Origin of the sequence: Pseudomonas sp. LS1212 (genome assembly GCF_024741815.1) — a bacterium.
Lineage (GTDB): Bacteria > Pseudomonadota > Gammaproteobacteria > Pseudomonadales > Pseudomonadaceae > Aquipseudomonas.
This window is the reverse complement of the sequence record NZ_CP102951.1, coordinates 4,455,965-4,468,297: the sequence shown is the minus strand read 5'-3', so window position 1 is coordinate 4,468,297 and position 12,333 is coordinate 4,455,965. Positions and strand designations below refer to the sequence as shown.

10 protein-coding genes and 1 pseudogene are annotated in these 12,333 nt (G+C 59.5%); 7 read left to right on the top strand and 4 right to left on the bottom strand.

The window, feature by feature from the left end:
• Positions 1-185: 185 nt before the first annotated feature.
• On the top strand, positions 186-599 hold the full coding sequence (locus tag NVV94_RS20770) for a DUF2288 domain-containing protein (RefSeq protein ID WP_309304266.1): 414 nt from the start codon (positions 186-188) through the stop codon (positions 597-599).
• Positions 600-750: 151 nt separating this feature from the next.
• On the opposite strand, the gene NVV94_RS20765 is transcribed toward NVV94_RS20770, so the two are convergent.
• Positions 751-2,934, bottom strand: coding sequence for a hypothetical protein (locus tag NVV94_RS20765; protein WP_258444236.1), 2,184 nt, complete (start codon positions 2,932-2,934; stop codon positions 751-753).
• A 199-nt stretch (positions 2,935-3,133) separates the two neighbouring features.
• Here NVV94_RS20765 and NVV94_RS20760 point away from each other — a divergent pair, with 199 nt between their 5' ends.
• A complete protein-coding gene (locus tag NVV94_RS20760; protein WP_258444235.1) occupies positions 3,134-4,030 on the top strand; it encodes an NAD(P)-dependent oxidoreductase in 897 nt (298 codons plus the stop codon).
• Here NVV94_RS20760 and NVV94_RS20755 read toward each other — a convergent pair.
• A complete protein-coding gene (locus NVV94_RS20755) occupies positions 3,921-6,209 on the bottom strand; it encodes a bifunctional diguanylate cyclase/phosphodiesterase (RefSeq protein ID WP_258444234.1) in 2,289 nt (762 codons plus the stop codon). The two genes, NVV94_RS20760 and NVV94_RS20755, sit on opposite strands and share 110 nt — an antisense overlap.
• 170 nt (positions 6,210-6,379) lie before the next feature.
• On the opposite strand from NVV94_RS20755, the gene NVV94_RS20750 reads away from it, so the two are divergent.
• The gene (locus NVV94_RS20750; RefSeq protein ID WP_258444233.1) at positions 6,380-7,207 is read left to right on the top strand and encodes an MFS transporter; all 828 of its coding nucleotides are present in this window, start codon (positions 6,380-6,382) and stop codon (positions 7,205-7,207) included.
• Between the two features lie 151 nt (positions 7,208-7,358).
• Here the strand turns inward: NVV94_RS20750 and rapA are convergent, their stop codons facing one another.
• A complete protein-coding gene (gene rapA, locus NVV94_RS20745; protein ID WP_258444232.1) occupies positions 7,359-10,205 on the bottom strand; it encodes an RNA polymerase-associated protein RapA in 2,847 nt (948 codons plus the stop codon).
• Between the two features lie 165 nt (positions 10,206-10,370).
• Between rapA and NVV94_RS20740 the strand changes: the two genes are divergently transcribed.
• From NVV94_RS20740 to NVV94_RS20730, 4 genes and pseudogenes are all read left to right on the top strand, one after another.
• The gene (locus tag NVV94_RS20740) at positions 10,371-10,709 is read left to right on the top strand and encodes an aspartate-semialdehyde dehydrogenase (RefSeq protein WP_258444231.1); all 339 of its coding nucleotides are present in this window, start codon (positions 10,371-10,373) and stop codon (positions 10,707-10,709) included.
• Positions 10,710-10,849: 140 nt separating this feature from the next.
• Entirely contained in the window at positions 10,850-11,017 is a 168-nt protein-coding gene (locus tag NVV94_RS20735; protein ID WP_258444230.1) for a hypothetical protein, read from the top strand.
• Positions 11,018-11,151: 134 nt separating this feature from the next.
• Positions 11,152-11,268: a cytochrome c oxidase subunit CcoM gene (gene ccoM, locus NVV94_RS26755; protein ID WP_309304265.1), complete on the top strand. Its 117-nt coding sequence runs from the start codon at positions 11,152-11,154 to the stop codon at positions 11,266-11,268.
• Between the two features lie 61 nt (positions 11,269-11,329).
• Positions 11,330-11,479 (top strand): annotated as a pseudogene (locus tag NVV94_RS20730) (biotin/lipoyl-binding protein); the annotation flags it as partial.
• 22 nt (positions 11,480-11,501) lie between these two features.
• Here the strand turns inward: NVV94_RS20730 and NVV94_RS20725 are convergent.
• The gene (locus NVV94_RS20725; RefSeq protein WP_258444229.1) at positions 11,502-12,260 is read right to left on the bottom strand and encodes an SDR family NAD(P)-dependent oxidoreductase; all 759 of its coding nucleotides are present in this window, start codon (positions 12,258-12,260) and stop codon (positions 11,502-11,504) included.
• Between the last annotated feature and the right edge of the window lie 73 nt (positions 12,261-12,333).

Here is a 12,333-nt window from a genome sequence, read left to right as displayed (position 1 = left end):
ACCAAGGCTACAGGACCGGATCAGCATTACCACACCTATCCCGGTCATCCCCCCGGCAACTGTACCGGTACAGTGTAGAGCGCCAATTTATCGCTTGAAAAGCTGGCTGCCGGGGGCAAAACACATAGGCGTCGCTTAATTGACAGAAAGATACAAAAAAGCGGCAGGTGGTGCCCAGATCCAGGGTGCAATCCTTGGCTTTTCCGAACTTGTCGATCAATCACTTATTTGAAACCGGGTTTTTCTGCAAAAATACGACCCATCAAAGCGTCGAACTATTTTTGGTGAAACCCATGACAGAACAACCTAGCACCCTCTATGCCAAACTGCTCGGAGAAACGGCAGTAATTGACTGGGAGGGTTTGCAGCCCTTTTTCGCCCGCGGTGCCCTATTGTGGGTCGAGCCCACGCTGGATTTGATCGAAGTCGCGCAAGCCGTGGCCGAGAACCGTCATGAAGACTTTGCCGTCTGGCACGCCGCCGGGAGCGTGAGCAAGCTGTCTGATACAAGGGCAGCAGACCTCAATGAGCGTCGTCCGGAAATCTGGGCAGTGGTGGTTTCGCCCTGGGTACTGATTCAGGTGCGGACAAAACCCTGAGGCCTTGCACTTTTTTGGTGCGATGAGGCATTGTCCATAACAGTCATGGTGCGTGACTGAAAAGTCAATAAGTGGTGCTCGGTAACAATCAAGTTTTTAAAGAGGGCGGGCGGTAACAGTTTCGTCAACTAGCCACCGCCCGCTCGCTCTTTCAATAGTCGGTTCTACCGGTGTGGTTATTCAGCGAGATCACCCGAGTCTTGCCGATCCGGTGACGATAGATTTCACGCAGGTACTTCACCGCTTTTTTCACGCATTCGCGTGACAGGCGAATATCGTTGATCGAGACAAACTTGCTCTTGTCGTTGATCAATTCGCGGTATTTCTTCTCGTACATCGGCTTGATCGCATACCAGTTGGTATCGAGAATCCTGGCCGGGTTTTCGAATTCGTTGAGCAGTTCGTCGATCCGGTCCTCATCGAACGCCTCGCCGATGATGAAGTCCAGGATCGAGTTGTCCAGCGTGTCGTCGAAACGGTACGGCGTGCGGGCAAAACAACGCTTGATGAAGGCCACGATCAAGGTCAGGAAATCATCGGACAGGCACGGGCTCTTGGCGATCAGGGTTGTCAGCGACAGATTGGCCGAGGCGCCGATCACCAGCGCATAGCGTTTGAGGGTGGTGTTGGGGAACAGGCTGTTGAGGTGCGTCTTGAGCCGGTTCAGGTCCATGTAGGATAGCTTGTAGTCCTTGGGCAGCGAAACGATCGACACGACCGAAGAGCAGTTCTTGAAGAAGTGCAGGTCATGCAAGGCCGCCGCGTCGTAACCCGAGCCCTTGTATTGCTCCAGCGCTGCACGGTAACGCTTGGATTCTATCGGCAGCAGGCTGATGCCCTCTATAGCCTGGGTGACCTTGTTGAAGTGCGGCAGGTCGATGGAGCGGAAGAACAGATCGTCGATATTGAGCCGTGGCTGCTCCTTCTCGAACACTTTGAACTTGTCCGACGAGGGTGACGGCTGTTCCGGCACGACAGACTCTGCGTAGGCAATGGCTACAGGGCCGGCCAGACTCATGAACAGGTCGTTGGCATCCAGGCGGATGGTTTCGCCGATATCGATACCGGCACGGCGGAAATAGTTCTGATCGTAGTCGGTGGTCACCGCCTGAGCGGTAAGAATGTTGAAGATCTGTTGTGAGATGTACTGGTTAGCGTGTTTTTCCATCGCATTGACATCAATGTTCTGGATATTGCCGTCATCGCTTTCTTCGGCGTAGCGCATGATGTCGTTGGAGATCAGCATCATCGCGTTCCAGGGGCGGATGCGGCCCATGACGCTGGCTTCGCTGCTGTCTTCATTGTCGAAGTTGTAAGAGAAATCCCATTCCTCGGAAAGGTATTTGCACAGCAGTCGACCGGCATTGATGTGCAGGGCTTCGGACATTTCGCTGCGATGATCGGAAATGTTCGGCAGCACGCAGATGCCGCTGGTGAAAATAGGCTCGAAGACAAACGAGTGCCCACTCTTGCTGTCGTTCTCGTCGGCAGGCTTGGTGTCGAACGTCTTGTTCATGTACGAGTACTGCTGGGCCAGGCCGAACTCCGAGGCCATGCCCGAGCCAGTACCGCCACCGGCGCTGAAAATGTAGAAATACAGGCGCGACTGGTTGGCCTTGATCCCGCAGGAGTCGATCAGGTAGGAGTGAATCAGCTTCCAGTCGGCACTGGAGAAACGCTGGGTTTCCTTGTTCAGAATGATCTTGGCCAGGTATTGGCCCAGGATCGGCGCATTACCGGCGCCACCGGCATGGACTTCCGACAGGTCCATGATTTTCATTTTGCTGTAGTCGTTGATGAAGCCGCTTTTCTCGCCCTTGCGCGAAAAACGGATGCGCCCGGCAATGTCTTTGTCCAGGTCGCCGAGCATCACCAGTGGCTCGACCAGAAAGACCGGTTTGCTGACTTTGTTCTGCACCAGACGCAGGTTGTTGCGAATCCAGCGTGCTGGGCTGTAGTCCCTTTCGGTGTAGGTGCGGTCTTCGGTGTTGAATTCGTTGAGATAGAACTTGCGGGCGTTGTACACCAGCTCCGCCACATCCAGCGCAATGTTCGAGCCGCAGCGGCCCAGGCCGATCAGGCATACCGAAGGAAACTGCTGGTCGCGGCGCTGTTCGCTGTCGTCGTCCAGATGGGCGGCGTGCGGAAACACCAGGTCGCGCAGGCCATCGAGATTGTCGAGGATGCGCTGGATATCGGTTTCGGTGTAATACAGGTATTGCTGTGGGGTGAGCGGACGGGCGCTGTAGAATTCCTTTGAGCCTGTAGGTTGATGCGCGGTAGAGGACAGGACCAACTCGGATACCGCATTGGCAGGATTATTCTTGGAAGTCATTTTGCGCCATGGACCTGGACTGGATGGCCTGCCGAGTAGATATCATCGAGCCATCACTTAGTGGAAATCGCGACTTTACAGCGCGCCTATGGCTTGAGCGATAGGGTCACTCCCTAGGGTGATATAGGGGGACACCTTGCCAAGCCTGTTGTTTAAATCGTCCGATTGCCCCGATTCTTTAATCTGACAGGAGCTGTTCATGAGCACTGCGTTGCCTTCGCTGGCCTTTGCCGGTATCGGTTTGATGGGTTTGCCCATGTGTCGTCGCCTGCTGGCGGCAGGTTATCCGTTGACGGTGTGGAACCGCTCGCCGGAGAAGTGCGCGGCGCTGGTCGAGGCCGGTGCACGCCAGGTCCAGAGCCCTGCCGAGCTGTGTCAGGCAGCCGATGTCGTGCTGCTGTGCCTGGCCGATACGGCCGTGGTACGTGATGTGGTGTTCGGTCCGCAAGGTGTGGTCGAGGGTGCGTGGGCCGGGCAGTTGCTGGTGGACTTGTCCAGCCTGGAACCCACTGCCACCCGTGAAATGGCGGCTGAGCTGGCAACACGCACCGGCATGAGCTGGCTCGATGCGCCGGTTTCCGGCGGTACGCCGGGTGCCGAGGCCGGTAGCCTGGCGATCATGGTCGGAGGTGAGGCGGCGGATGTGGCGCGGGCCCGGCCGATCCTGTTGGCCCTGGGGCAGCGAGTGACCCACATGGGAGCAGTGGGGGCCGGCCAGGTGACCAAGGCCTGCAACCAGATGATCGTGGCCTGCAATGCGCTGGTAATTGCCGAGGTGGTCGCTCTGGCGCAGCAATCAGGGGTCGATGCCAGCCTGATCGCCGAAGCGCTGGCCGGGGGCTTTGCCGATTCGAAACCCTTGCAGATTCTGGCCCCGCAAATGGCCGAAAGCCGTTTCGAGCCGGTCAAGTGGCACGTGCGCACCTTGCTCAAGGATCTGGACACCGCGGTGAAATTCTCCCGTGAACAGGGTTCGGCCACCCCGATCAGCGGACTGGCTGCGCAACTGATGCGCTTGCACGGTAGCCAGGGTTATCTACAAAAAGATCCTGCAACATTGATCCATCTGTATCGCGGCCAGGATAAAGCTGAATGAAATCGACGGTGCTGACGCTTTTGCGCTGGTTGAGTTGATCGAGAATCGGCCGCAGGTCACGTAGCGGTACCGGGCGGCTGAGCAGGTAGCCCTGGACGAAGTCGCAGCCCTGCTGCTCGAGAAGCGCGTACTGCTGGACCGTCTCGACCCCCTCGGTCACCACCTGCAAACGCAAGGTATGGGCCATGACGATGATGGCCTGGACGATCTCCATGTCCTGGGGGGAGTTGGGAACATCCTGGATGAACGAGCGGTCGATCTTCAAGGTGTCGAGCGGCAGGCGTTTGAGGTAGGCCAACGAGGAATAGCCCGTGCCGAAGTCGTCGATCGAAAGCGATACGCCCAGGGCGCGGATTTTCTTGAGCAGGGCCACGGTGACGTCGATATTGCCCATCAGGGCATTCTCGGTCACTTCCAGCTCCAGGCGATGGGGGGCGACGCCGGCCGAGCGCAGGGCGTGGTCGATTTCACCGGGGAGTTCTTCGCGACACAGGTTCAGGGCCGAGCAGTTCACGGTGATTTTGAGCTGTTCGCAGCCGTTGTGGCTCAAGCGGGCCAGGTCCTGACAGGCGCGGCGCAGTACCCAGGTGTCGAGTTCGGCGATCAGGCCGTTGGCCTCGGCGATTCCGATGAAGCGGTCCGGGCTGAGCAGGCCATGTTGCGGATGCTGCCAGCGTACCAGGGCCTCGAGCTTGGCCACTTCGCCGTTGCGCAGGTCGAAGATCGGCTGGTAGTAAAGCTCCAGTCCATTTTCTTCGGCCAGGGCAGTACGCAATTCTTCTTCTAGCTGCAACTCCAGCGTGGCGCGGGTCTTCAGGTTGGAACTGAAGAAATTCAGGCTATTGCGACCGTTGCCCTTGGATTGATAAAGCGCAAGGTCAGCGTTTTTCAGCAATTCATCGCACGTCGTTCCGTCATCGGGAAACACGCTGATGCCGATGCTGGTGGTCATGACCATGCGCCGCCCGACCAGGGCGATGGGCTCCTTCATTTTTTGCATGATGCGCTGGGCCAGCTGCCGGGCTTCATCACGGTTGTTCAGGCTGATCAGGATGCAAAACTCGTCACCGCCAAATCGTGCGACCACATCGTCATGGCTGCGGGTTGCATTCTTGATTTGCCCGGCAATGACCTGAAGCAGTTCGTCGCCAGCGTCGTGACCGAGGCTGTCGTTGATGCGCTTGAAATGGTCGATGTCCAGGAACATCACCGCGAGCATGCCTTTGCTGTGGGTTTGCTCGGCCAGTTTCTCGGCGAAAATCTGATTGAAACCCCGGCGGTTGATCAAGTTGGTCAGGGCGTCGTAATGAGCGACCTGCTGTAACGATACCCGGGCCTGGTCCAATTGGCTGAGCAGGGCATTGACGCGCAGCAGGTCGTGTTCCTTGCTTTGCAGCTTTTTGTCGGCCAGGGCCGCGCTGATGCTGCTGGCGATGATCAGCAGGGTAATCAACGCGATGGTCAGGCTCAGGTGCAGGCTGTTGTCGGTCATTGGCAGTTCAAGTGTGCTGCCAATGGGAACGACCAGAGTCAGGGCCCACATGCCGGTGAAGTGCATGCTGACAATGCCTGCACCCATCACCAGGCTGGCGATGTATTTGAGCAACTGATGGAACATGCCGCCGCCATTGCGAAAGTGCCGTGCCAAAAGCAAGGCGGCAAAACTGACGACGATCGCCACGACAATCGAAAACAGGACCAGGCTGGTTTGATAATACTGGACGGCGTTGGAGTGCATCGCCGACATGCCAGTGTAGTGCATGCCGGCGATACCCAGGCCGATGCAGGTGGATGCTTGCAGATACTGCATCGCGCGCAGTTCGGTCTGCCCAAGCGTGTTCATTGTGAATAAGGCTGCAACCAGCATGATCAGCAGGGAGGCGCCGGTGATCGGCAGATCGTAATAGGTTTTCAGCGGAGTTTCGAAAGCCAGCATGCTGATGAAATGCATCGCCCAGATGCCGCCAGCCAGGCAAAAGGCGCCGAGCAGGCGCCATTGTCTTTGCGCACTGGGTTTTTCGACGTGGCTGACACGCTCGGCCATGTTCAGCATGGCAAAACTGCCGGCGCAGGCAACCAGGTAGGCAAGCAACACCAGGAAGGGGTTGTGCCTGCAGTTCAAGAGTATCTGTCCGGTGGGAGGAAGCTCGGCGAGAATGTTCAACCCCAGCCATTCCATAGCAGGCCCTTTTGTCGATCGTTTATGTGTCCCGCCTTTGGTGGGGTGGGGACGACTTTGAGGAGTATAGGAGCTGGCGAGGTAATGGCTTGCCTGGTGGCATAATGATGCTAACCATTTCGTAATTAACAAAATAGCCAAACACGATAACGCGCGTACCACCTATTGGATTGGCTGACATCAAGCTGGCGAATGCCTGGCGCATTTTGTTCCTGTTGTTCCTGGCCAACCTGTTCAATTTCTTCGATCGCACCATCCCGGCCATCATTATCGAGCCGATCAGGATGGAGTGGCACCTGAGCGATTTTCAGCTGGGCATTATCGGGACGGCGTTCACCATCGTTTATGCCCTGGCCGGTTTGCCGCTGGGGGGCATGGCCGATACCGGCTCGTGCAGCAAATTGATGGGTTGGGGCCTGGCTGTGTGGAGCGGTTTGACGGCGGTCAATGGCCTGGTCGGGCTGACGGTAGGGGGCTGGATGGCCGACAAGATCCATCAGCGTGTGGCCAATGGTCGTTTGCTGTTCGCGGCTGCGAGCATGCTGGTGGCGACCGTGGCAACGGCCTATGCCTTGCATGCCGGGCGTATTGAAATCGGCGTGTTCGTGGCGCTGTTCAGCATTGGCTGGTTGTTTGCCTACAACTTCTACACCTGCGTTTACACGGCCATACAGGACGTGGTGCAGCCGCGTTTGCGGGCCACGGCCATGGCCTTGTATTTTGCCGGGCTGTATTTGCTCGGGGGCGGGTTGGGGCCGGTGGTGGTAGGGTTGCTGTCAGACCATTTTGCCCAGGCGGCGATGCTGGAAGCAGGCGCGGGGCAGATGACCGAGGCGTTCAAGGCCGTCGGCTTGCATGACGCCATGTACCTGATTCCGGTGGCAATGCTGTTGACCCTGGTGTTTCTGTTGCAGGCGTCGCGGTGTTTCAGTCGCGATGCGCAGAGGATGCGCGAGTGGATGGTGGTGGAAGGGGCGGGGGTGCCAGCGGCGATTTAAGTGTATTGCGACCGCGTTGCGGTCGATCGCTGGCAAGCCAGCTCCCACAAAGAATACCTGTGTTCACAAATTGTATGACAGGCACTGTACTGTGGGAGCTGGCTTGCCAGCGAGAGGCCCTTCCAAACGAAAAGGGCCGACGGCCTGTCAATCAGCCCGCAACCAACACCCGAATCGCTTCCAACCGCAACGCCGCCTTGTCCAGCATCGCCAAACCATCGGCACGCTGCTTGCGCAGTGCTTCGATCTCGCTGTCGCGCACGGTCGGGTTGACCGCTTGCAGGGCCGTCAAGCGCGCCAGTTCTTCATCGGTTTCAGCAGTCAGGCGACGCTGCGCTTCGGCAACGCGTTCGGCGTGGTGCGGGATGATCTTGGCTTCGCCGGCGTTGATCCGTGGCGTCAGCACATCGCGCTGGGCCTGGATGAATTTGTTGGCGCTGGCCTTGGGCACGCTTTCCAGTTGGTCGTTGAGGGTTTCGAACGACACGCGCGCTGCCAGGTCGTTGCCATTGGTGTCGAGCAGGCAGCGCAAGGCGGCCGGTGGCAGGTAACGACCCAATTGCAGTGCACGCGGGGCGACCACTTCGCTGACATACAGCAGCTCAAGCAAAACGGTGCCGGGCTTGAGCGCCTTGTTCTTGATCAGCGCCACGGCGGTGTTGCCCATCGAGCCGGACAGCACCAGGTCCATGCCACCCTGAACCATCGGGTGCTCCCAGGTGATGAACTGCATGTCTTCGCGTGACAGCGCCTGGTTGCGGTCATAGGTAATGGTCACGCCTTCATCGTCGCCCAGCGGGAAGCTGGCGTCGAGCATCTTCTCGCTCGGCTTGAGGATCAGGGCGTTTTCCGAATGGTCTTCGCTGTCGATGCCGAACGCGTCGAACAGGGTTTCCATATAGATCGGCAGGGTGAATTGATCGTCCTGCTCGAAAATTTCCTCGACCAGTGCATGGCCTTCGCCAGCGCCGCCGGAGTTGAGTTCCAGCAGGCGGTCGCGGCCGGTGTGCAGCTCGGCTTCCAGGCGCTCGCGCTCGGCCCGGGCCTCGTCGACCAGGCTTTGCCACTCGTCGTCATCGCCACTTTCGAGCATCGGCAGCAGGCGTGGGCCGAACTGATGCTGCAGGGCGTTGCCGGTCGGGCAGGTGTTGAGAAACGCATTCAGCGCCTGGTGGTACCACTGGAACAGCCGCTCTTGCGGGCTGTTCTGCAGGTGCGGCACGTGCAGCTCGATGGTGTGCTTCTGGCCTATCCGGTCGAGACGGCCGATGCGCTGCTCGAGCAGGTCCGGGTGGGCCGGCAGGTCGAACAGCACCAGGTGATGGGAGAACTGGAAGTTGCGGCCTTCACTGCCGATTTCCGAACAGATCAGCACCTGGGCGCCGAATTCTTCATCGGCGAAGTAGGCTGCCGCACGGTCACGCTCCAGGATGCTCATGCCTTCGTGGAAGACCGTGGCCGGGATACCGGAACGCACCCGCAGGGCGTCTTCCAGATCCATGGCGGTTTCGGCATGGGCGCAAATGACCAGTACCTTGACGCGCTTGAGCATCTTCAGGGTGTCGATCAGCCATTCCACGCGCGGATCGAAGCGCCACCAGCGCTCTTCTTCACCGCTTTCGGCCTGGGCCTGGAAGCTGACTTCCGGGTACAGCTCGGCGTGTTCGCCCAGCGGCAGCTCCAGGTATTCGTCCGGGCATGGCAGCGGGTAAGGGTGCAGCTTGCGCTCGGGGAAGCCCTGGACCGCGGCACGGGTGTTGCGGAACAACACGCGACCGGTGCCATGGCGGTCCAGCAGCTCGCGAATCAGGCGGGCGCTGGCCTGGGTGTCACCGTCGCTGACAGCGCCCAGCAAGGCTTCGCCTTCGTCGCCGAGGAAGTTCTGGATGGTCGCGTGGGCCTTGGGCGAGAGGCGGCCTTGATCGAGCAGTTCCTGCACGGCTTCGGCGACCGGGCGATAGTTCTCGCTCTCGGCGCGGAAGGCCGCCAGGTCATGGAAGCGGTTCGGGTCGAGCAGGCGCAGGCGCGCGAAGTGGCTGTCCTGGCCCAGTTGCTCCGGGGTCGCGGTCAGCAGCAGGATGCCGGGAATGACTTCGGCCAATTGCTCGACCAGGGCGTATTCGGGGCTGACTTTTTCTTCATGCCAGACCAGGTGATGCGCCTCGTCGACTACCATCAGGTCCCAGCCGGCGGCGAACAGCGCGTCCTGGGCCTTCTCGTCTTCGGTCAGCCATTCAAGTGCCACCAGCGCCAGTTGCGCGTCTTCGAAGGGGTTGGTGGCATCGCTTTCGATAAAGCGTTCGGCGTCGAACAGGGCGACTTGCAGGTTGAAGCGCCGGCGCATTTCTACCAACCACTGGTGCTGGAGGTTTTCCGGCACCAGGATCAGCACGCGACTGGCGCGCCCGGACAGCAGTTGGCGATGGATCACCAGGCCCGCTTCGATGGTCTTGCCCAGGCCCACTTCGTCGGCCAGCAATACCCGTGGCGCGATCCGGTCGGCGACTTCACGGGCGATGTGCAACTGGTGCGCGATGGGCTGGGCACGCACGCCGCCCAGGCCCCACAGCGACGATTGCAACTGGCGGCTGGTGTGCTCCAGGGTGTTGTAGCGCAGCGAGAACCAGGCCAGCGGATCGATCTGGCCGGCGAACAGACGGTCGCTGGCCAGGCGGAACTGGATGAAGTTCGACAGTTGGGTTTCCGGCAGGGTGCAGGCTTCGCTGTGGCCGTTGAGGCCGTGATAGACCAGCAGCCCGTCGATGTCCTCGACTTCGCGCACGGTCATCTTCCAGTTTTCGAAGTGAGTGATCACATCGCCCGGCGAAAAACGAACCCTTGTGAGCGGCGCGTTGCGCAGTGCGTACTGGCGTGTATCGCCAGTGGCCGGATAGAGCACGGTCAGCAAGCGACCGTCCTGTGCCAGAACGGTACCCAGACCTAGCTCAGCTTCGCTGTCACTAATCCAGCGTTGCCCCGGTTGATACTGCTGCGCCATGCTGCCTGACTCCCGCCTTGAAAAAGCCGACTATGTTAACGGATCGGGCCCCCGAGGGCCAAAGACTCTGGTAAAAACCACCTACATTTAAGCAAATGCCCGCAGGCCCGGGGCTCAAGTCGCGCCATGCCCCGCCGACACCTTGGCGACAGGAGAACACCCCCAATGCTGCCGCCGCTCATTCCGCTCAGCGCACAACCGGTCACCTCGCAACACGACCCGGTCAAACCGACCCCGGACATTGCCCCCGTGATGCCGGCGCAGCCCGGCTCCAGCGAGGGTTCGGTCGACCTCAAGCAGCGCGATGCTGAACAGGCCGCCTGGTTGCTGCGCGAAGAACAACGCCGCCAGCAGCGCAGAAGGCATCTGGCCCAGGCTGAGGAGGACGCCGAACAGTACCTGGCCTTGCCGGGCGACGAAGTCAACGCCGATAACACCGTGCCGGTAGCGCCCTTGATCGACGATGAGCCGCGCCAGGGGCTGTGGGTCGATCTCCAAGTGTAGGGCAGGGCCCAATGCCGCGCTGTCGGGAACATCACGTAGCAATCGGCACTGGTCAGCTCGCCTGACAGCCCGCATTATTGCCAATACTGACCGCCAGCGACCGTTGGCAGAATTGGACTTGACCCCCGATGTGCCCGCCCATGAGCCAAGACGACAAACTGATCGACCTCAATGCCGAGCGCGCCAAGCGTGTGCATGACCTCAATGAAAAACGCCTCAACGAAGTCCGCCAGGCCTTCGAGCAGGCGATGCCGCTGGCCAAGGCCAAGGCCAGTAAAAAGCCGAAGAGCAAACCCAAGAAACGCTGAAAACCTGATGCAGATCAGTTTTGCACCCTCCCTTCGCGCCCATTGATGGGCGCCATTGATCTCGGTCAATTTTCCACCCCCTTTCTTTCGCTACCTTAGGCGCCATCAGACAGGTGCAAGCGAAGGAGGCCGTCATGTTTTTCGATAATGTGGTTATCGCTGGAGTGATCACGGTGGGCCTGATGCTGCTGTTTTTCGCTGGCCTGGGAGTATTTATCTGGAAGGATTCGCACAAGCGCAAGCAGGGCTGATCCTTTCGATTCAACGAGCACGCAAGGCATTTTGGGCGATTTCGGTCGCCCATTTTTTTTGCCCTGGCCGCGAATTCGTGCCGAGGTCACGATCATCGCCCCGGATGTTTCCGGTTGGGTACGTGAACTCAAGGCTTACGATAACCAGGCGGTCAAGGCCGGCGACCTGCTGCTTTCGATCGATCGTGACCGCTTCGAGCAGGTACAGGAAGCCGAACTGTAGGCGTTGCAAACTACAGAAACATCCCACCCGATGCCTCGATCCGCTGCCCATTGATCCAACGGGATTCGTCGGCCAACAGCAGCGCAATCGCCCCGCCGATATCGCCCGGCAAGCCGACCCGGCCCAGCGCCGTATTGCCGGCGAGGAATTCATTGATCTCGGGATTGTCACGCACCACACCGCCGCCAAAGTCCGTCTCGATCGCGCCAGGGGCGAGGACGTTGACGCCGATGCCCCGGGCGCCCAGCTCCTTGGCCTGATAGCGGGTCAGTACTTCCATGGCGCCCTTCATCGCCGCGTAGGCGGCATAGCCGGGCAGGACGAAGCGGGTCAGGCCGGTGGAAATGTTGATAATGCGGCCGTTGTCGTTGATCAGCGGCAGCAGGTGCTGGGTCAGGAAGAAGGGCCCCTTGAGCTGGATGTTCACCAGTTGGTCGAACTGATCTTCAGTGGTTTCGCTGAAGCTGGCGTGGATGCCGATCCCGGCATTGTTGATCAGGAAGTCAAAGCGGTGCTGGCTGAATACGCTCTGCAGGGTCCTGGACACTTCGCCGGCGAAGTCATCGAAGGTTTCGCTCTTGCTGATATCCAGTTGCAGCATCGCTGCCTTCACCTTGGCTTTTTTCAGGGTCTTGACCAGCGCCTTGGCCTCGTCGGCCTTGCTGTTGTAAGTGCCGATGATGTCGATGCCATGGGCGGCCAGATGTTGGGCCGTGCTCTTGCCCAGCCCGCGGCTGGCGCCGGTGATAAGTGCGATTTTTCGAATCATTGCCTGATCCTCATGCCGATAGATCGGTCGCCGCTGTACGAGCGTAGCAAACGGCGGGCATGGGCGAGGGGGC